Source organism: Rhodococcus sp. 06-221-2 (assembly GCF_002258365.1).
Classification (GTDB): Bacteria; Actinomycetota; Actinomycetes; order Mycobacteriales; family Mycobacteriaceae; genus Rhodococcoides; species Rhodococcoides fascians.
Genome location: NZ_NOYJ01000004.1, coordinates 315838 through 336470 on the forward strand (window position 1 = coordinate 315838; position 20633 = coordinate 336470).

Here is a 20633-nt window from a genome sequence, read left to right on the forward strand (position 1 = left end):
CATGGTTCCAGATTGTGCTCGGTGCCTGTCCACCGCGCACGGGCGGGGTCGTTCGCCGTACTAGGGTTCGGATATGGATGCTGCTTCCCTGGTTCGCGAATACCTGTTGCTGGGCCTGAGTTTCGACCGACTCGAAGACGGTTTCGTCGACGCGTACACCGGTGATCCCGAACTGCGTCGAATCACCGAGAACGCCCCGGTGCCGGAGCCGCGTGAGCTCGTCCGTCGAGCGCAGACACTGCGCGCCGAGCTCGGCAACGTCGAACTGACAGCGGAACGCCGGACGTTTCTCGACGTCCACCTGCGGGCGTTGGAATGCTCCGCGCGCAAGTTCGCAGGCGAGAACATCGGCTTCGTCGACGAGGTCCACGCCTACTTCGACGTTCGAATCGCACCGGGGGATCAGGACCAGTACCTGCAGGCGCATCGCAAGATGGACGAGGTGCTCCCCGGACCCGGCTCGCTGAGCGAACGGTTGATCGCCCACCGCCGCGCCGACGTCATTCCAGCGGATCGACTGCAGGACTGCGTCGAGGCGTTCTCGTCCGCGCTGCGCGACCGTGTCCGCGCCGAATACTCGTTGCCCGAGAACGAGAAGGTGACGTACGAGGTAGTCGGCGACAAGCCGTGGTCCGGCTTCAACTACTACCTCGGCAACTTTCAGTCCACCGTCGCGATCAACTCAGACATCGAACAGCAGATGGCCAACCTGCCCCACCTGATCGCGCACGAGTCCTACCCCGGCCACCACACCGAGCACTGCCGCAAGGAGACGGGGCTCGTCGGTGCAGGACAACTCGAGCAGACATTGTTCGTGGTCAACACCCCGCAGTGCCTGATGGCCGAGGGGCTCGCCGACCACGCTCTCGGGGCGATCGTCGGCGAAGGCTGGGGCGCGTGGGCGCAAGAAATCTACGCCGACCTCGGACTGCGATTCGACGGCGACAAGGCCGAGCGACTCTCGGCGGCGTCGAGCCAACTGCTGGGGGTTCGCCAGGACGCCGCGCTGTTGCTGCACGATCAGCACAAGAGCGAGGACGATGTGGCCGCCTACCTGGAGCGATGGTCGCTTGCCTCGCCGCAGCGCGCACGGCACAGTCTGCGCTTTCTGTCCTCGCCGCTGTGGCGGGCGTACATCAGCACCTACGTCGAGGGCTACAAGCTTCTCGCCGGCTGGTTGGACCAGGGTGAGACCGCCAGTGAGCGGGCACAGCTGTTCGGCAGACTGCTCGACGAGCCACTGACACCGGGCGCAGTACGCGTCTCGTAAACTGGCCCAGGTCCGTTGTTTATTGATGCCCCCTTACTCTGCTGTCCCTTGGAGACTCCTGTTATGACTGACGTCAACAACCTGTCACTGGCCGAGCTCGATCCCGAGGTCGCCGCGGCGATGGCAGGTGAACTGGGACGTCAGCGCGACACCCTCGAGATGATCGCCTCGGAGAACTTCGTGCCCCGCGCGGTTCTGCAGGCCCAGGGCAGCGTCCTGACCAACAAGTACGCCGAGGGCTACCCCGGACGCCGCTACTACGGCGGCTGCGAGCACGTCGACATCGTCGAGGACCTCGCCCGCAATCGCGCCAAGGAACTCTTCGGTGCAGAGTTCGCCAACGTGCAGCCGCACGCCGGTGCGCAGGCCAACGCCGCGGTACTGATGGCACTGATCAACCCGGGCGACAAGATCATGGGCCTCGACCTGGCCCACGGCGGCCACCTCACCCACGGCATGAAGCTCAACTTCTCGGGCAAGCTCTACGAGGTCGAGTCCTACGGGGTGTCGAAAGAAGATCACCGCATCGACATGGACGAGGTGCGCAAGCAGGCCATCGCCGCCAAGCCCCAGGTGCTGATCGCCGGCTGGTCGGCCTACCCGCGCCACCAGGACTTCGCTGCGTTCCGTTCCATCGCCGACGAAGTGGGCGCACTGCTCTGGGTCGACATGGCGCACTTCGCCGGACTCGTCGCCGCAGGCGTGCACCCCTCACCCGTGCCTTACGCAGACGTCGTGTCCTCGACGGTGCACAAGACCCTCGGCGGACCGCGCTCCGGCATCATCCTCGCCAAGAAGGAATGGGCCAAGAAGCTCAACTCCGCCGTGTTCCCCGGCCAGCAGGGTGGGCCGCTGATGCACGCCATCGCCGCGAAGGCCGTCGCCTTCAAGATCGCTGCGACGCCCGAGTTCAAGGAACGTCAGGAACGCACCCTCCTCGGCGCGTCGCTGCTCGCCGAGCGGCTCACCGGCGCCGACGTCGCCGACAAGGGCGTCTCCGTCCTCACCGGCGGCACCGACGTGCACCTCGTCCTCGTCGACCTCCGCAACTCCGAGCTCGACGGCCAGCAGGCAGAAGACCTCCTGCACGAGGTCGGCATCACCGTCAACCGCAATGCCGTGCCCTTCGACCCACGCCCGCCCATGGTCACCTCCGGCCTGCGCATCGGCACCGGCGCACTCGCCACCCGCGGATTCGGCGAAGCCGAGTTCACCGAGGTCGCCGACATCATCGCAACCGCCCTGGCCACCGGTCAGGCCACCGACGCCCTCAAAGAACGCGTCGCGAAACTGGCACAGAGCAAGCCGCTGTACGAGGGCCTCGAAGACTGGGGATTGCTGGGCTGACCCTGGCTTTCCTGCCCACCCCGGTCGCGTCAATGGACCATTGCAGCGTTCAGACGTCTGCAGTGGTTCTTTCACGCTGGCCCCCGGTCGGATCAATGTGGCTATCAGTCGATCTGAGTGCAACAAAGCCACATTGATCCGACGGGGGAGGGCGGTCTCGGCACCGAACGTCCCGCCGACCTGGGGAGAATCGGCCGTAACGCGTTGTTCACCGACACGCCAGACTTCCAGCGCGCCCCCAAGTAGTTTCGGCGGTACCGTCGGCAGTAACAGGCAGCGGGGAAGCTGCCTGTGCGGGAGGTTCTGATACGTGACTGAGCTAGTGAGCGCGAGAGGGCCGGTACCCGGTCCTCGTGTCACCTGACACATCGGACCCGACCGGCCGAGCGACAGAGTTTGCGCGGTGCCGCGCAAACGTAGGAGCCCCACGTGACCACTTCACGCTCCGTTTCCGCCCCTCTTCGGACATTCGTGCTCGATACCTCGGTCCTGCTGTCGGATCCGTGGGCAGTCATCCGGTTCGCCGAGCACAATGTGGTACTTCCGTTGATCGTGATCAGCGAGTTGGAGGGCAAACGCCACCATCACGAACTGGGATGGTTCGCGCGGGAATCCTTGCGCATGCTCGACGACCTTCGCGTAGAATTCGGCCGACTCGATCAGCCGGTCCCCATCGGAACATCCGGCGGCACATTGCAAGTCGAGCTCAATCACACCGATCCGTCGGTGCTTCCCGTCGGATTCCGTACCGACTCCAACGATTCTCGAATCCTCGCCTGCGCCCTGAATCTGGCGGCCGAGGGTAAAGATGTGGTGTTGGTCAGCAAGGATATCCCGCTGCGCGTCAAGGCCGGTGCTGTCGGGCTCCCCGCCGACGAGTACCACGCTCACGACGTCGTGCCGTCCGGATGGACCGGTATGACGGAGCTCGAGGTGCCCTCCGATGCCGTGGACACCCTGTTCAACGACGGTGTCATCGATCTCGTCGAGGCCCGAGACCTGCCGTGTCACACCGGAGTTCGACTGCTTGCCGGACGGCAGAGTGCGCTGGGGCGCGTCACGCCCGACAAGCAGCTTCAGCTCGTGCGCGGCGAGCGTGAGGCGTTCGGCCTGCACGGTCGTTCGGCGGAACAACGTGTGGCGCTCGATCTTCTGCTCGACGAGAGCATCGGCATCGTCTCGCTCGGCGGCAAGGCCGGCACCGGTAAGTCCGCACTGGCTCTCACTGCCGGACTCGAGGCCGTCCTCGAACGTCGCTCACACCGGAAAGTTGTTGTCTTCCGGCCTCTTTACGCCGTCGGTGGGCAGGAACTCGGCTACCTCCCCGGCAGTGAAAGTGAGAAGATGGGCCCGTGGGGCCAGGCTGTCTTCGACACCCTCGAAGGGCTCGCCAGCCCGGAGGTCATGGAGGAAGTCATCGCCCGCGGAATGCTGGAAGTGTTGCCGCTGACGCACATTCGCGGTCGCTCGCTCCACGATTCGTTCGTCATCGTCGACGAGGCACAGTCACTCGAGCGCAATGTGCTGCTCACGGTCCTGTCACGACTGGGGTCGGGCTCACGCGTCGTGCTCACTCACGACGTCGCGCAACGAGACAACCTCCGGGTCGGACGACACGACGGCGTCGCTGCCGTCATCGAAAAGCTCAAGGGGCACCCGCTTTTCGCGCACATCACCCTCACTCGCAGTGAGCGTTCACCGATCGCTGCACTGGTGACCGAAATGCTCGAGGAATTCGGTCCGTCAGGGGCCTGACGCCCCTCGTGAGTGGAACTTCGTAGCCTGCTACGAAGTTCCACTCACATGGGTCACCGGCCCACCGCAGCCCGTAGTACTCCTCGCACAACGCCTTTGAGGAAATCGACGTTGTCGAAATAGTCGCGCCACACAGCTACTTTGCCGTCGCGCAGCTCGAATGTTCCGCACACCCAGAACTCGACGCGGAGCCGACGCCAGATCAGGACGTCGGTGCGCTCGGTGAGCACGACATCTCCGTCGGCCGCGATGTTGTGCACGACGACGTCGAAACCGTAACCCGGCTTGGCCAGCAGCGTCAGAAATCTGCCTACGTTGGAGATTCCGCGCACCTTGGGAAGCCCGACGTTGTGCCACACGATCTTCTCGTCGAGAAGCGCCAGCGCGCGATCGGTCTCGCGAAGCCTCAACGCGTCGAACAGGTTTTGAACGCTGTCGGTTGCTTGTCGGGTATCAGTCACTTGGTGAACCGTCCTAATCCATCGCCGTCGAAGAACTCGAGTGTGACCGTGTTCCCCTCGAATGTCGCCTGAGAAATCGTTCCGTCCGGTGCGTTCTCACCGGTCGGCTCGAACGCGAAGGTATCACCGTCCCAGTGCGACAACTCGTAGGAAGTCGAGTTCGGTCCGAGGGTCAACACCAGCCTCCCGTCGATCTCCGCGACGGTGGCCGGCCCCCAGTAGGCGTTCTGGTACAACCCGGTGTACGACGTGAGCGGTTGTGGCGCAGCGGCATTCGTCGGAGCGGTCTTCCCCGCGAGCTCGCCCTCCGGCTCGCTCATACCGGCGAAGGCATTCTTGTACAGCGTTCGCCAGTCCTCGCGTACCTCGCCGAACTGCACGAGGTCGGCGAATTCGGCCGTGACCGTTTCTGCGATGCCGAGTGGCGCGGCGTTGGTCAGTACGACGATGGCGACGTCGAGCGACGGGATCCAGAGAAAGTTCGTGCCCGCCCCGAGCGCGAACGCTCCGGAATGGCTGACGGTCGTGCGGCCGGCTGCACTGGTGGAGACGTTGAATCCGTACCCGTAGTAGCCCGCGCGCGAATCCGCCGTCGTCGACGGGCTCGAGACGATCTGCGCGCTGATGGCAGGAAGGAGGGCCTCGGGATCGACGATCTGGTTCCCGTCGTGGGTGCCGTCGGCGATGAGCATCGTCAGCCACCTGCCGAGATCGTTCACCGAGGAGCTGACGCCACCGGCCGGCGTCTGCGGATCGGGTTCGCGTTGGTATCGGGCCTGATACTCGCCGTCCACGAGGACGTGAGGTACCGCTCGGTCGGCGCGGCCGATGTAGTCGGAGAACGACGAGCTGGTCGAGGTCATGCCGAGTGGACCGTAAATCGTGTCCTCGCTGAGGGTGTCCCAGTCCTTGCCCGACGCGGCAGCGACGGCCTCGGCCGCGGCTGTGATCCCGAAGTTGGTGTAGTGATAAGTGGAACGGAACGGATCGAGGGGCACCTCCCGAAGGCGCTCGAGGATCTGTCTCCGGTCGTAGCCGAGGTCTTCGAGTAGATCGCCCTCGTGCTCTGGGAGTCCGCTTCGATGCGCGTAGAAGTCGCCGACCGTGATGTTCTGAGTCACCCACGGATCGTCCAGCGCAAACCACGGCAGCTCGGAGACCACCGGCGTCGACCAGTCGATCACACCCGCTCCCACCTGTGACGCGACCACCGTCGCACCTACCGACTTGGACAGCGAGGCCAGCTGGAACACGGTGTCGCCGTCGATCGGGTCGTCCTTCCCCGTTTGGCGCACGCCGAAGCCTTTCGAGTAGACGACGTCCGAACCGTGCACGACGGCAATGGCCATACCCGGAATGTTCGACGACGCCATCAGCTCGTCGGCGATACCGTCGAGCTGGCCGACCGCATCGTCGACGCGACCGGCCGGAACGTCGACGCCGGCAACCTGGCCGGGGGACAGATCCTCGGTCGGCACCGGCTCGGACGCCGGTGGACTGTCTGCGGTGGGTGCGTCTTCGGAGCACCCGGCCAACAGAACCAGAGAGCACACAACAGAAAGACACAGAAAATTCCGACCCGACCGCATCATGAGGAGTCCTCACGTCGATGACTGGATGCACCTGAGGATAGACCCGCAACGACCTGGCGTTAGGAGAATTCACAGAGGTCAGGGGCGCGACGTCGGACGCTCGGCGGAAGGCGCTACGGTTACCGCATGTCTACGAACCTGTCCGACGGTGATCTGCTGGTCCGTTTGGAGCCCGCGGTCGAAGAGAATCTACGACGCCATATCGAGGCAGCGAGTGATTGGCACCCCCATGAGCTCGCGCCGTTCGACGACGGCAAGAACTTCGCGTTCCTCGGCGGCGAGGATTGGTCTCCCGAGCAGTCGCACCTGAGCGACGTCGAAATTCTGTCCGCCACGGTGGGCGTATTGGTGGCCGACAACCTCCCCGCCTACCACCGGGAACTGGCCCACGCCCTCACCGGCCTCGGTGCCTGGTGGAAGTGGACGGGCCGCTGGACGTCGGAAGAGAACCGACAGTCGATCGTGCTGCGCAACTTCCTGGTGCTCACCCGCGCTGTCGATCCGGTCGCCCTCGAGCGAGTCCGGATGGAACACATGACCCTCGGATTCGACGCGCCCAGCCAGCGGCTGCTCGACATCCTGGCGCACTTCGCCATCGAAGAAGCTGCCGCCGCCCTGCGTAACCGCAACACCATCGCTTTGGGCAAGGATCCGGTGCTGGCCACCATCCTCGGCAGAATCGCCGACGACGACGAGCTGCAGTCGGCATTCTTCGCCAGCATCCTCGACGAGGCATTCGCTGTCGTACCCGATCAGGCTGCGCGCGCAGTGGCCGACCGTATCAACGGCTTCAAGATCCCCGAGATCGAGCTTCCGGACCGCGGCAGCAGCATCGCCGCCCTCGCCGAAGCCGGCATCTACGACGCCGACCAGGAACGCGACAAGGTGTTCAAGCCGTTGCTCGCAGGCTGGAAGATCTTCGACCGCACCGATCTGGGTGAGGACGGCCTGAAGGCACGCGAAGAACTCGCGCACCTGGCCTGAGGTTCGCCCCTTTCGAAAGCGACCCGCCCCCGGTCGGATCAATGCGACTTTGTTGCAGTCAGAGTGACTGAAACCCACATTGATCCAACCGGGGGCGGGCGCGTTCAGGGGTGCAGCGGGTCCTGCGGGTCCTGCGGGTCCTGCGGGTCCTGCGGGTAGAGCAGCGAAACTAGTCCTTGACCTTAGCCATGGCCAGGACGTCGAGGCGCTTGTCCAGTTCTGCTTCGCTGAGCTTGTCGCCGATCAGTCCGCGGTCGATGACGGTCTGACGGATTGTCTTCTTTTCCTTCAGGGCCTGCTTGGCGACTGCGGCCGCTTCCTCGTAGCCGATTGCGGAGTTCAGCGGCGTCACGATGGACGGCGAGGACTCGGCGAGGGTCTTGAGGTGCTCGACATTGGCTTCGAGGCCGACGACGCACTTGTCGGCGAACAGCACCGAGACGTTGGCGAGCAACTTGAAGGATTCGAGAACGTTGCGGGCCATCATCGGGATGTAGACGTTGAGCTCGAAGGCACCCGATGCGCCGCCGAAGGCCACTGCCGCGTCGTTACCGATGACCTGCGCGGCGACCTGCGTGACAGCCTCGGGCAGAACGGGATTCACCTTGCCGGGCATGATCGAGCTGCCGGGCTGCAGGTCGGGGAGTGCGATCTCGCCGAGTCCGGTGAGCGGCCCCGATCCCATCCAGCGAATGTCGTTGGCGATCTTGGTCAGTGACACTGCGATGGTGCGCAGTGCGCCGGATGCCTCGACCAGTCCGTCGCGAGCGGCCTGCGCCTCGAACGAATCCTTGGCAGCGGTGAGGGCGTCGATGCCCGTCGACTTCACCAGAGCAGCAACAACTTTCGGGCCGAAGCCGTCGGGTGCGTTGAGGCCGGTGCCGACGGCGGTGCCGCCGATGGGCAGTTCACCCAGACGCGGCAGGGTGGCTTCGACGCGCTCGATGCCGGCCTCGATCTGCCGGGCGTAGCCGCCGAATTCCTGACCGAGAGTGACGGGGACGGCATCCATCAGGTGGGTGCGTCCGGACTTCACGACGTGCTTCCACTCGGTGGCCTTGGTCACCAGAGCCTCGTGCAGGTGCCGCAGCGCGGGCACCAGGGAGGTGACGGCTGCTTCGGTAGCGGCGACGTGCGTGGCCGTCGGGAACGTGTCGTTGGAGGACTGCGACATGTTCACGTGGTCGTTGGGGTGCACCTCGACGCCGTTGGCCTTGGCGATCGACGCGATGACCTCGTTGGCGTTCATGTTGGAGCTGGTGCCCGAGCCGGTCTGGAAGACGTCGATCGGGAACTGATCGTCGTGCTTGCCCTCGGCGATCTCGTTGGCTGCCGCGATGATCGCGTCGGCCAATGCGCCGTCGAGCAGACCGAGATCCTTGTTGACCTGCGCGCAGGCTGCCTTGAGCAGGCCCATCGCGCGGATCTGGGTGCGCTCGAGCGGGCGGCCCGAGATGGGGAAGTTCTCCACCGCACGCTGCGTCTGGGCACGCCAGAGTGCGTCGATGGGGACGCGAACCTCTCCCATGGTGTCGTGTTCGATCCGGAACTGCTGTTCGTCTGTCTGCGTCATGAGCCTTACTTTGCCAGTCGTGGTTTCGGGGATCAGAAGGACGGTGCCTGGCCGGATTCGTCGGCGTCGAAGTCCACCGAGGAGTACTCGCGCAGCTTCTCGAGGCGGTGGTAGGCGTCGATCATGCGCACGGTGCCGGACTTGGAGCGCATGACGATGGACTGGGTGTGTGCTCCGCCGCCCGCGTAGCGGACGCCGCGCAGCAGGTCGCCGTCGGTGACGCCGGTGGCGGTGAAGAAGACGTTCTCACCCGAGACGAGGTCCTTGGTGTCGAGGACGCGATCGAGGTCGTGGCCGGCGTCGATGGCCTTCTGCTTCTCGGTGTCGTCCGTGGGTGCCAGACGGCCCAGGATCGCGCCGTCCATGCAGCGCATCGCGGCGGCCGCGATGATGCCCTCGGGCGTTCCGCCGGTGCCGATGAGCATGTCGGTGCCGGAGTCGGGACGAGCGGCGGCGATGGCGCCGGCGACGTCACCGTCGGAGATCAACCGGATGCGTGATCCGGCGTCGCGCACCTGCTGGATCAGTTCGGCATGCCGGGGGCGATCGAGGATGCACACCGTGACGTCGGAGGCGGAACCCTTCTTGATCTTGGCGATGCGGGCGATGTTCTCGGCGACGGGGACGGTGATGTCGATGACGTCGGCGTAATCGGGTCCGACGGCGATCTTCTCCATGTAGAACACGGCCGAGGGGTCGAACATCGCGCCGCGTTCGGCAACGGCGAGTACCGAGATGGCGTTGGGCATGCCCTTGGCCATCAGGGTGGTTCCGTCGACGGGGTCGACGGCGAAGTCCACCTCGGGTCCGTTTCCGTTGCCGACCTGCTCGCCGTTGTAGAGCATCGGCGCTTCGTCCTTCTCGCCTTCGCCGATGACGACGACGCCGCGCATGGAGACCGAGCTGACCAACTGACGCATCGCGTCGACGGCTGCTCCGTCGCCACCTTCCTTGTCGCCCCGACCGACCCAGCGACCCGAGGCGAGCGCACCGGCCTCGGTGACGCGGACGAGTTCGAGTGCGAGGTTGCGATCTGGCGCCATGGCGCGAGTGGACTCGGTGCTGGCCGTCATCGGTTTGTAGCCTCCTGGTTGGTGGGGTGTTACCCAGGCAGGATTATCTCACTTCTGTGATGCCCGCGGTGGGGTCGGGTCGACTGTGAGGTACGCGCCGACTGAGCACTGCCGCACAGAGGGGATACTGGAGATGTGGCAAACAGCAAACCTCGGATTCTCAACAACAACCGCGACATGGTCTGGTCGCTGATTCCGCTGGTCATTGCGTGTTTGTTGATCGCAGGCGTGGCCAGTCAGTGCTCGTTGAGCCCGGGTGGACCCAAGCAGGGACCCATTCCCAACTTCGACGTGAACTCGGCACTGCAGTACGACGCGGCCGAAATAGGGTTCCCGGTGCGCAATCCGGTCGTTCCCGAGGAATGGACGCCAAATTCGGGCAGCCGCGCGACCATTTCCGGTGACAGCGGTGGAGCGGCGTCGACTGTCGGATACATCACCGGATCGGGTGCGTACCTGCAACTGACTCAGACGGCCGCGTCCGAGGAACTGGTGGTGCCGTTCGTGGCCGGGGAGACGGTGTACGCGTCGGGCGCGCAGAACGTCTCGGGTCGAGACTGGGTCGTGTACGGCGAGGAAGGCTCGCGCACCTACTGGGTCTCGGACTTCAGTGACGTGCGAATCCTGTTGGGCGGCACGGCGAACACCGAGGAATTCACCACTCTCGCGGCTGCGGTCGAGGCCACCGAACCGCTCGCGCCCTAGCTGTCGTTCTCGGTGCTCGCCAGCGCGGTCTCGATGCGCTTGCGTGCGCCCGCCAGTTGTTCTTCGCAGCGCGTCGCCAATTGTTCGCCGCGCTCCCACAGGGCCAGGGAAGCGTCGAGGTCGAGCCCGCCCTGCTCGAGGATCTTCACCACGCCGACCAGCTCGTCGCGGGCTTCCTCGTAGCCCAGTTCGGACACCGGCTTGTCTTCGTTCTCGCTCATCGAATCTCCCTCTGTCATTTCACTCGGCCCATTACTGCTGCGGTGACGGCACCGTCGGCCACCCGCACCCTGATCTGTGTACCCGGCGGCGCGTCCTCGACCGAACGCAGTACCTCGGGATCGGCACCCGGCACCACCCGCTGTACGACGGCATAGCCCCGGGCAAGTGTGGCAGCAGGCCCCAGCGTCGACAGTCTCGCCCGCAGATGTTCGACGAGCGTGTCCTGGGTGGTCAGCTCGCGCTGCACGTCGCGTCGAGCTGCCTCGGCGAGTCGCCGAACTTCCTCGCGACGCTGTTCGAGGGCCGCCAACGGATCGGCCAACACGGGTCGATGCCGCAGCATATCCAGCCCGCGCGCCTCCCGTTCCACCCAATTGCGGAGCGCTGCAGCGCTTCTGGCCTTCAGCTCCGCGACCAACGCTTGTTCGGCGACGGCGTCGGGCACCACGAGCTTGGCGGCATCGGTGGGGGTGGCGGCGCGCAGGTCGGCGACGTGATCGCTGAGGGGACTGTCGGGTTCGTGTCCGATGGCGCTGACGATCGGCGTCGTCGCCCGTGAGATGGCCCGGCACAGTGCCTCGTCGGAGAACGGCAACAGGTCCTCGACGCTACCGCCGCCGCGGGCGAGAACGATGACGTCGACGCGCGGGTCGTCGTTCAGATCCTTCAACGCGTCCAGGATTGCCGGCACCGCTTGTGGACCCTGGACCGGAGTGTTCCGTACCTCGAATCGCACTGCGGGCCAACGCCTCTGCGCGACGGTGAGGACGTCCTTCTCGGCTGCGCTGGCGCGAGCGGTGATGAGCCCGATGGTGCCGGGCAGGAACGGCAGCGGACGCTTGAGTCGCGGGTCGAACAGTCCTTCGGCCGCCAGCAGAGCCCGGAGCCGTTCGATGCGGGCCAGTAGTTCGCCGACACCCACAGCGCGAATATCGGTGGCGCGCAGCGAAATGGTGCCGCGGCCGGTGAAGAACGACAGCTTGCCGTAGAGGATGACGCGCGCGCCCTCGGTCAGCGGAACGGGCGAACGATCCAGCAGCTGCGGCGAGCAGGTCACCGACAACGACATGTCCGCCGACGGATCACGCAGAGTCAGAAATGCCGTGCGCGTGCCGGGGCGGGCGTTGATCTGCGTCAGCTGACCCTCGACCCAGATGCTGCCGAGTTTGTCGATCCACCCGGCGACCTTCATCGCGACGGTGCGCACCGGCCATGGTTGTTCGGCGGTGCTCGCACCGGATGGGGCGGGGCCGGACTGAGTGGGGGGAGTGCTCACTTCGCCTTGGCGGTGGTGATTCGGTTGGCGAGCATGGTCTGGAACGGTGCGCGAGCCGACGTCGCGTTCTCGTACTCGAGCAGGGTTTCCAGATCCTCGATGGACAGCGTGCGCAGCCGTGCGCGCAACTGAGCCAGGGCAAGAGTGTCGAAGTCGATCATCTCGACGATCTCGGGCTTCGTCGCAGCTGCTGCGGGCTTCGCCGACGTGTCCTGTACCGGTTCGTCCAGCGGAGGCGTCGAGTACAGAGCGAATCGTCCGTTCGCGGCGATGGGCTCGGCCACCGGTGCGTCGGGAACATCGACGTCGTCGGTGACTGCTGCGGAGTCGAACCTCGACTTGGTCGGGAACGCGTCGTCCTCGTCCTCGTCGAAACTCGCCCACGACGGCTGCTCCTCGCGCGGAGTTCCGATCACCGGCAGAGCCGAAATGACCAGATCGCCCTTGATGGCGAGGGCTGTCACCTGCTGCTGCAGCCGCATGCCGCGCGCCAACGCCTCGCTGACGACGGTCATCGGCAACATCAACGCGGAACCGGGAAGCTTGCGGGCCTCTTCCACAACGGTCACGGCGACGCCTGCAGCCACCCGCGCCGCAAAGGGGAGTCGAGTCATGCACACCAGACTGCCCGAAGTCGTCGTCTTTGGGTAGCCGACAGGCCAGGGCCTGCGGAATGACCCGGTTGCTGCGATACACGTATCCTGGGAGGTATGTCTTCGGCCGTTCCTTTGAATCTTGGTATCGCACACTCCGCCGGCTCGCACACGACCGCGCATGCCGGGGGTAAGCGAGTGCTTCTCGCCGAGCCGCGCGGCTACTGCGCGGGCGTGGATCGCGCCGTCGAGACCGTCGAGAAGGCACTTGAACAGCACGGTGCGCCGGTGTACGTGCGCAAGGAGATCGTGCACAACAAGCACGTGGTCGAGACGCTGTCCGATCGCGGTGCGGTGTTCGTCGAGGAGACCGACGAGGTGCCCGAGGGTTCGCTGCTGGTGTTCTCGGCGCACGGTGTCTCGCCTGCGGTGCACACTTCTGCCGCTGAGCGGAACCTGCGGACGATCGACGCGACCTGCCCGCTGGTGACCAAGGTGCACCAGGAAGCCAAGCGGTTCGCCCGAGACGACTACGACATTCTGCTCATCGGCCACGAGGGCCACGAGGAGGTCGAGGGCACCGCAGGTGAGGCGCCCGAGCACATCCAGCTCGTGGACGGCCCGGAGTCGGTGGACAGCGTCACGGTGCGCGACGAGAACAAGGTCATCTGGCTTTCGCAGACCACGCTGAGCGTCGACGAGACCATGTTGACGGTCGCGAAGCTGCGGGAGCGGTTCCCGACCTTGCAGGATCCGCCGAGCGACGACATCTGCTACGCCACGCAGAACCGTCAGGTCGCGGTGAAGGCGATGGCACCGGAGTGCGATCTGGTGATCGTCGTCGGCTCGAAGAACTCGTCGAACTCGGTGCGCCTGGTCGAGGTCGCCCTCGGTGCCGGCGCACGGGCCAGCTACCTGGTGGATTACGCGAAAGAGATCGACCTGGCGTGGCTCGACGGCGTCGAGACCATCGGCATCACGTCGGGAGCGTCCGTGCCGGAGATCCTGGTTCAGGGCGTCATCGACCTGTTCGCCGAGCACGGATACGCGGACGTGCAGCCCGTCACCACCGCGAACGAGACCCTGGTCTTCTCCTTGCCCCGCGAGCTGCGCCCCGCACGCTGACCGGTCCATGACCGGCCGGTGTCGGTGGGGTCAGTCGTCGGCGTGGCGGTCGCGGTACCGAACCTGCGGCACCGGATGCGGAGGAATGTCGTCACGGCGCACGTTCGGCGGCGCGTCGTTCACAACCGGTTCGACTGTGTGCCGAGCGCTGCTGGAGTACGGATCGACGGCGTCCCGCGGCGGCTGAACCCGAGGTGAACGCTCCCGGCGAGGTTCCGTCGAATACGGTGCCTCGGACGGCTGGGGCCGCGACGGGCGCGCTACGCCGGGTGGGGGCGTGCGATCCTGCGGGTACTGGGCGTGGGAGCGGGAGGGCCGCTGGTACTCGGGCTGCGGACTCGCCTGACGTGCGTATCCGGGCGTCGCCCCGGGGGTTGTTGCCGACCGTCGTGGCGCGGCACCGGAGTCGGTTGCGGCGCGAGAGGTTCCTCGGCGGCCCACGTACGGCTCGGGCACGATGTCGGTGGCCTCGACCGCGGACACGTCGTCACGGTCCGCCGCAGCTCGACGGCTACGTGCGCGTGACGGACGATCTTCCTGTGCTCGCCGCTGTGCCCGGGTGAGTGTGTCGTCCTCGGAGGTCGGGCTCCGGCGAGCGGAGTCTCCGGCCTTGGTGCTTCGACGAGGGGCGTCTTCCGGTTTCGTGCGACGCCGAGCGGTGTCGGCGGTCTTCGTGCTGCGTCGAACTGCGGGCGCGTGCGTGTTCTGCCGCTTCAGCACGATGCGTACGGCACCGAGGCCGACGGCCACGAGGGTGCCGAGCAGCATCAATGGAAATCGGTTGACCAGCGGAATCGCCACGTTCAGGATGATGTCCTTGAGGCTGGTGCCCGCGTTGTCGGTGAAGTACTGGTACGACAGCGGCACTGCCACGAACAGAATCAACGGGGCTTGGACCATCGCGGTGAACAGGCCGCGGTAGCGGACCAGCAATACCGCCGCGATGCAGCCGAGGATGTAGAGGAACGCGAACGCACCGGTCAGCTCGGTTCCACGCGCGGCGTCGATGAGAAACCCGAGAAAGGCCAGCCCTGCGGCGATCGCAACGGCACCCCACGCTGGTACGCCGGGCAGGGTCGCGAGGATGGATCGGTGATCCAGCGGTACCCCGGATCGGGCACGTTGGGAGGTAGACACCCCTCGAGGTTAGCCGTAGTTCAGCCCACTGCATCGCTGACATGACCGAAGTCGTGCCGGTAGCGGGACGAATCGGACAGCTTGGGACGCTCGTCCACGCGTGAAATCTCCACCGGTTCGGCATCGAACAGCTCGAGCTCGTGCAGCTTGCGTGCGGTGACACCCACCCTGCTGTCGACCGACCCGACGGTGGAGTTGAAGGACTCCACGGCCTTGCCGAGGTGGGCTCCGAGCTTGTCGAGATGTGTCGAGACGATTCCGATGCGGCCGTACAGTTCGCGGCCCAGCTGGTGGATCCGCGCAGCGTCCTCGGCGATCGACTCCTGCTTCCAGGTGTACGCGACGGTGCGCAGCAGAGCGACCAGAGTGGTCGGGGTGGCAAGAATCACGTTCCGGCCGAAGGCGTACTCCAGCAGGCTCGTATCCGACGTCAGCGCGGCGTCGAGAAACGGGTCGCCGGGAACGAACAGGACGACGAACTCCGGCGTCGGCTCGAATGCCTCCCAGTAGGCCTTGTCTGCCAGTTGATCGATGTGGGTGCGCAACTGCTTGGCGTGGCGGCGCAGATGCTTGTCGCGAGCACCGGGTTCTTCGTCCTGCGCGGCGTCGAGGTAGGCCGCGAACGGCACCTTGGCGTCGACGACGATCTGCCGATCGCCGGCGAGGCGAACGATCATGTCGGGTCGAAAGCCGTCCTTGCTCACCTGAGTGTCGAAGTCGCAGTGCTTGACCATTCCGGCGAGTTCGACGACCCGTTCGAGCTGGATCTCGCCCCACCGACCTCGGATCTGCGGTGCGCGCAGCGCGGTGACCAGTTGTCCGGTCTGCATGGAGAGCTGCATCGACGCGCGATGCATTCCGGTGACCTGTTCCGACAGCCCCGCGTACGCCCTGATGCGGTGGTGCTCGACTTCTCGCACGTGCTCGGCCAGGGCGTCGACGGCGTCGTGCAGTGGCTCCACCAGATGGGACACCTGTTGGCCGATGACCGTCGAATTGCGCCGCGCGGAATCCTCGTTCACCGCGCTCAGCGACTGGCGTAGCAGCGCCTCGTTCTGGCGTAGAGCCGCCAGCTGTGCCTCCGCTCGTACGGCCCGATCACCCACCCGAGAGGCATGCAACAGCCACCCCACCACGCCGCCGAGGGCGAGGGCGACGAGCAGGCCGAGCGCGGTGAGAATGTTCATGGTGCCGATGATGCAGCACGCCACCGACAAGTTCGGGCGAGACGAGCTGTGGGTCGATGCTCACGCCCGACAGGCCGACGAGCCTCGAATAGTTTGTCGGTGGTTGCCGATAGCGTCGTGGACATGAGAATCCTGCACACCTCGGACTGGCACGTAGGTCGCACCTTTCACGGTGTCGACCTGTTGGCCGATCAGGGCGCAGTGCTCGAGTCCATCGCGGAACTGGTTGCCGCACAGTCGATCGACGTGGTCGTCGTCCCGGGTGACATCTACGACCGCGCCGTGCCGAGCGCGGATGCCGTAGTGGTGTGCAATCGCGGACTCGAAGCGATCAGAGCCGCCGGAGCCGTCATCGTCGCGACGTCGGGTAACCACGATTCACCCGCTCGGTTGGGTGCCGGAGCTGCGTTCGCCTCGGCCGGTGGACTGCATCTGATGACCAAGGTCGGCAACGTCGCGACCCCGGTGGTCGTCGACGACGAGCACGGATCGGTTGCGTTCTACGGCATTCCGTACCTCGAGCCCGAGACCACCCGAGTCGAACTCGACGTTCCGGCGGCACGGACGCACGCCGAGGTGCTCGATGCTGCCATGGACCTGGTGCGCGCCGACCTCGCAGCGAGAGACGAAGCAGGGCAACATGTTCGGTCCGTCGTCCTCGCGCATGCGTTCATCGTCGGCGGCGAAGCGACAGGTTCGGAGCGATCGATTTCGTCCGGGGGAATCGAAACCGCACCGGCATCGGCATTCGACGGCGTCGACTACGTGGCCCTGGGTCATCTGCATTCTCCGCAGACACTCACCGAGCGGGTCCGCTACTCCGGCTCCCCGTTGCCCTACTCGTTCGGCGAACGCTCGCACCGTAAGGCCGTGTGGATTCTCGAACTCGACGCCGACGGGCTCGGCAGCGTCGATCGAGTGGACTTACCGGTGGTTCGCGGTCTCGCCCGCATCGAGGGCACGGTCGAGGAATTGACCACTCACGCAGCCTTTTCCGAATACGAGGACCACTACGTCTCGGCGGTGCTGACCGACGAGGTACGTCCCGTCGATGCAATGCGGTTGCTGCAACAGCGTTTTCGGCACGCGATCCATCTCGAGTGGCGTCGACCCGAAGACGACGGGGGGCTTCGGTATCGCGATCGTGTCCGCGGCCGCAGCGACCTCGAGATCGCGACGTCGTTCCTGACGGACATGCGGAGCGCGCCCACCGCAGCCGAGTCCGCACTCTTCGAGCGCGCACTTGCTTCCGTGCAGCGCGAGGCCGAATCCACGCGCACACCGGCGAGCACCGTCGACCGCGGCGCTGCATGAGGCTGCACTCACTCGAGATCACCGCCTTCGGTCCCTTCGCGGGAACGGAGACGGTCGATTTCGACGCGCTGGGGGCCGACGGGTTGTTTCTGTTGCACGGTCAGACCGGAGCCGGGAAGACGACAGTGCTCGACGCCGTTGCCTTTGCGCTCTACGGCACCGTTCCCGGAGCGCGGCGGGAGGGCAAGAGGCTGCTGTCCGACCACGCCGCGAGAGGTGCCGTCCCGCAGGTGACCCTCGAAGCAACGCTCGGTGGGCGACGAATCAGGATCGTGCGCAGTCCGGAGTTTCTGCGCCCCAAGCTCAGGACTGCCGGCACCACCAAGCAGCATGCCAAGGCGAGTCTCACGTGGCTCGATGGGCGTGGGCAGAACCTGACGCGGCTCAACGAGATCGGCGACGCGGTCAACGGGTTGCTCGGAATGAGTGCCGATCAGTTCTTTCAAGTGGTGTTGTTGCCGCAGGGCGAGTTCGCGAAGTTTCTGCGAGCAGACAGCGACGAGCGCGGAAACCTACTCGAAAGACTCTTCGACACAGGCAGATTCGGCGACGTGGAGGAGTGGTTTGCCGAGCGGCGTCGAGAATTGGCCGCCGGTCTTGCCGACGCCGACCAGGCCATCGACATCATGCTGGGCAGAGTGTCCCAGGCCGCGGGCGTACCCGAGCCGTCCACCGACGACGCCGCGCCCGGTGAGCAGGCCCAGGATCCCCTCGAATGGGCGGCACGGGTTCTGGACGGTGCACGGCAGAACAGAACTCTCGCCCAGGGTCGTGCGGTGCTGGTCGACGCGGCGGCCGGGCGTGCGTCCGCCGCGCTGGCCGAGGCCACCAGCGCCCTGGACCTGCAGCGCCGACGCGCCATCGCCGAAGAGCAACTCGCGCAGTACCGGGACGGCGAAGCCGCCCGAGCAGCGCGACGCGCGGAACTGGCCGACTCTGCTGCTGCGGGTCCCATCGCCGACGCTGTCGCCGATCTGCGCCTTGCCGCCACCACCGCAGATGCGGCCACCACAGCGCTGACCGCCGCGGAACAGGCACTGCCGACGTCCGCAGAGGGCAGGCGCTTCCACGACGCACTGCAGTGGCCGCCGCTACGAACCGATCCGGCCGACGAGCGAGCAGTGGTTGCCGAGTTCGTACGAGCATGGACCACCGATGTCGCACGGCTGCAGTCGCTGCTCGGAACAGCCCGTGAGGCCGACCGGCTGGACGCCGAGCTCGCAGAACAGCGCAGACAGCGTGCCGAGACCGTTGCTGCCATCGAACGCACGACGACGAAACAGGCGACACTTCCCGAGACCCTCTCCGCTGTGGAAGCGCGGGTGGCCCGCGCAGCCGCGGCCGTTGCCGAGCTTCCGGGACTGGACGAGCGGTGTGCCCGCGCTCAGGCGGCCGCTGAGTCGGCCCTCGAATTGGTGCGGACCCGAGCTGTTCTCGTCGAGGCAGAACGCGTCAGGGACCGTGCTGCAACCGCGCGCAACAGCGCCTGGGAACACTTGCTCAAGCTGCGCGAACGCCGCATCGACGGCATGGCCGCAGAGTTGGCTGCCCGCCTCGAGCCCGGTGCGCCGTGTGTCGTGTGCGGGTCGGCCGAACACCCGAATCCGGCCGCTGCCGCGACGTCGACGGTCACGAAAGCGCAGGAGGACAAGGCCGCTGCCGCGGAGCGAAAGTGCGCTGCCGAGCTGGAACGGTCGATCGCGGCCGTCGCCGACGCCAGTCGTGCGGTCGATCTGCTGCACGACCGGACGGGCGGAGCCTCCGCCGCGGAGCTTGCTCACACCCTCGATGCGGCGACGACTGCCGTCCGAGACGCCCGAGCGAGGGCCGCCGACCTCGACCCGGCAACGACCGAGCTGCGCCGGCTGCGCGCCGAGTCGGATGCGCTGGCGGTCACGCTGCAGGATCTCGTCGCCAGGCGCAGCGCGCTCGACGAACGCATCGCAGCCACCGAGCGATCGGTGGCGCAGATGCGAGCGTCGGTAGCCGAGGAAATTGCCGAAGGCGCATCTTTGACCGAGCGAATTGCCGAGTGCGAGAAGCTGATCGATGGTGCCCGCCGACTGCAGGAAGCGCGAATCGCCTGGCTCGACGCCAGCGAGCAGCATGCGGCGCTGCGCGGCGAACTGGATCGACGGGTATCGGCATCGAACTTCGATTCCGCCGATGCAGCAGCAGATGCCGTTCTCACCGAAGACCGCGTCGAGCAGATCGAGACCGAGCTCCGTCTCGCGGAGGAGCGTCGCGCACACGCCGAACACGTGCTGCTCGAACCCGGCATCGTCGCCCAGAGCGGGCAACCGCCGATCGACCTGGATCCGCTGCGTGCCCGGTTCGCCGAACTGGACGGCGCGGCGAAGGTTGCCGCGGGGGAGGTGGCTGAGTGTCGCCGACGCGCGGACGAGCTCGAGCGGTTGATCGCCGAACTGTTCGTGGCGGCTGCGGCCATCGCGCCGCAACGCGCCGAGTTCGACGAGCTCGCCAACTTGGCGGATGTGGTTGCCGGGCGTGGGCAGAATGCACGCAAGATGTCGCTGCGGTCCTACGTGCTTGCGTCCCGTCTCGAGGACGTCGCCGAGTCGGCATCGGCACGCTTGCGTCGGATGTCCTCGGGTCGTTACGAATTCGTGCATTCCGACGAGGCCGGCGTTCGCGGAAAGCGGGGTGGACTCGGTCTCGACATTCGCGACGACTACACCGGTGTGGTGCGTTCGGCCAAGACGCTCTCGGGCGGCGAGGCGTTTCTGGCGTCGCTCTCGCTCGCGCTGGGTCTCGCCGATGTCGTGGCCGCCGAATCCGGCGGGGTCGTTCTCGACACCATGTTCATCGACGAGGGGTTCGGCACGCTGGATGCGGACACGCTGGAATCGGTGATGGCCGTGCTCGACGAATTACGTGCGGGCGGCCGCGTCGTCGGAGTCGTCAGTCACGTCGACGAAATGCGTCAGCGCATTCCGAGCCGCCTCTACGTCAAGCGTGGACGCGCGGGCTCGACATTGCAGGTCGTTGCGTCCTGATC

General features: G+C 66.0%; 17 protein-coding genes. 8 read left to right on the forward strand and 9 right to left on the reverse strand.

Features of this window, described 5'->3' with window-relative positions; translation table 11 throughout:
• The first annotated feature begins 73 nt into the window (after positions 1-73).
• The 3 genes from CH281_RS02610 to CH281_RS02620 all read left to right on the forward strand — a co-directional run bounded on the left by CH281_RS02610 (position 74) and on the right by CH281_RS02620 (position 4372).
• Positions 74-1270: a hypothetical protein gene (locus CH281_RS02610; RefSeq protein ID WP_057472807.1), complete on the forward strand. Its 1197-nt coding sequence runs from the start codon at positions 74-76 to the stop codon at positions 1268-1270.
• Positions 1271-1333: 63 nt separating this feature from the next.
• Positions 1334-2617, forward strand: coding sequence for a serine hydroxymethyltransferase (glyA, locus tag CH281_RS02615; protein WP_094692773.1), 1284 nt, complete (start codon positions 1334-1336; stop codon positions 2615-2617).
• Positions 2618-3046: 429 nt separating this feature from the next.
• The gene (locus tag CH281_RS02620; RefSeq protein ID WP_027498140.1) at positions 3047-4372 is read left to right on the forward strand and encodes a PhoH family protein; all 1326 of its coding nucleotides are present in this window, start codon (positions 3047-3049) and stop codon (positions 4370-4372) included.
• 53 nt (positions 4373-4425) lie between these two features.
• Here the strand turns inward: CH281_RS02620 and CH281_RS02625 are convergent, their stop codons facing one another.
• Positions 4426-4833 (reverse strand): limonene-1,2-epoxide hydrolase family protein, encoded by a 408-nt coding sequence (locus tag CH281_RS02625; RefSeq protein WP_032390546.1) that lies wholly within the window; start codon positions 4831-4833, stop codon positions 4426-4428.
• On the reverse strand, positions 4830-6422 hold the full coding sequence (locus tag CH281_RS02630) for a serine hydrolase (RefSeq protein WP_094692912.1): 1593 nt from the start codon (positions 6420-6422) through the stop codon (positions 4830-4832). The genes CH281_RS02625 and CH281_RS02630 overlap by 4 nt, the downstream gene beginning before the upstream one ends.
• A 129-nt stretch (positions 6423-6551) precedes the next feature.
• Between CH281_RS02630 and CH281_RS02635 the strand changes: the two genes are divergently transcribed.
• A complete protein-coding gene (locus tag CH281_RS02635) occupies positions 6552-7409 on the forward strand; it encodes an acyl-ACP desaturase (protein ID WP_032381336.1) in 858 nt (285 codons plus the stop codon).
• A gap of 169 nt (positions 7410-7578) precedes the next feature.
• Here the strand turns inward: CH281_RS02635 and CH281_RS02640 are convergent, their stop codons facing one another.
• Positions 7579-8982, reverse strand: a complete 1404-nt coding sequence (locus tag CH281_RS02640) for a class II fumarate hydratase (protein WP_027498136.1) — start codon at positions 8980-8982, stop codon at positions 7579-7581.
• A gap of 32 nt (positions 8983-9014) precedes the next feature.
• Positions 9015-10055: a class II fructose-bisphosphatase gene (gene glpX, locus CH281_RS02645; protein ID WP_027498135.1), complete on the reverse strand. Its 1041-nt coding sequence runs from the start codon at positions 10053-10055 to the stop codon at positions 9015-9017.
• A gap of 135 nt (positions 10056-10190) precedes the next feature.
• Between glpX and CH281_RS02650 the strand changes: the two genes are divergently transcribed.
• Positions 10191-10760, forward strand: coding sequence for a DUF4245 domain-containing protein (locus CH281_RS02650; protein WP_094692775.1), 570 nt, complete (start codon positions 10191-10193; stop codon positions 10758-10760).
• On the opposite strand, the gene CH281_RS02655 is transcribed toward CH281_RS02650, so the two are convergent.
• From CH281_RS02655 to CH281_RS02665, 3 genes are read right to left on the reverse strand one after another with little or no spacing between them, the layout of a single operon-like run.
• Entirely contained in the window at positions 10757-10981 is a 225-nt protein-coding gene (locus tag CH281_RS02655) for an exodeoxyribonuclease VII small subunit (protein WP_027498133.1), read from the reverse strand. The genes CH281_RS02650 and CH281_RS02655 overlap by 4 nt on opposite strands.
• A 14-nt stretch (positions 10982-10995) precedes the next feature.
• Positions 10996-12258 (reverse strand): exodeoxyribonuclease VII large subunit, encoded by a 1263-nt coding sequence (gene xseA, locus CH281_RS02660; protein WP_094692777.1) that lies wholly within the window; start codon positions 12256-12258, stop codon positions 10996-10998.
• The gene (locus CH281_RS02665) at positions 12255-12872 is read right to left on the reverse strand and encodes a lipid droplet-associated protein (RefSeq protein WP_094692779.1); all 618 of its coding nucleotides are present in this window, start codon (positions 12870-12872) and stop codon (positions 12255-12257) included. The genes xseA and CH281_RS02665 overlap by 4 nt, the downstream gene beginning before the upstream one ends.
• A 96-nt stretch (positions 12873-12968) precedes the next feature.
• On the opposite strand from CH281_RS02665, the gene CH281_RS02670 reads away from it, so the two are divergent.
• The gene (locus CH281_RS02670) at positions 12969-13976 is read left to right on the forward strand and encodes a 4-hydroxy-3-methylbut-2-enyl diphosphate reductase (RefSeq protein ID WP_032375426.1); all 1008 of its coding nucleotides are present in this window, start codon (positions 12969-12971) and stop codon (positions 13974-13976) included.
• Positions 13977-14006: 30 nt separating this feature from the next.
• Here CH281_RS02670 and CH281_RS02675 read toward each other — a convergent pair whose 3' ends face one another.
• Together CH281_RS02675 and CH281_RS02680 are read right to left on the reverse strand one after the other, a co-directional pair.
• Positions 14007-15113 carry a DUF6542 domain-containing protein gene (locus tag CH281_RS02675; protein WP_179274086.1) on the reverse strand — a complete coding sequence of 369 codons (1107 nt, stop codon included), beginning with the start codon at positions 15111-15113 and terminating at the stop codon, positions 14007-14009.
• Between the two features lie 20 nt (positions 15114-15133).
• Entirely contained in the window at positions 15134-16300 is a 1167-nt protein-coding gene (locus CH281_RS02680; RefSeq protein WP_094692916.1) for a DNA recombination protein RmuC, read from the reverse strand.
• Positions 16301-16423: 123 nt separating this feature from the next.
• On the opposite strand from CH281_RS02680, the gene CH281_RS02685 reads away from it, so the two are divergent.
• Positions 16424-17614, forward strand: a complete 1191-nt coding sequence (locus CH281_RS02685) for an exonuclease SbcCD subunit D (protein ID WP_094692918.1) — start codon at positions 16424-16426, stop codon at positions 17612-17614.
• Positions 17611-20631, forward strand: a complete 3021-nt coding sequence (locus tag CH281_RS02690; RefSeq protein ID WP_094692781.1) for an AAA family ATPase — start codon at positions 17611-17613, stop codon at positions 20629-20631. Before CH281_RS02685 ends, CH281_RS02690 begins: the two co-directional genes overlap by 4 nt.
• The last annotated feature ends 2 nt before the right edge of the window (positions 20632-20633 follow it).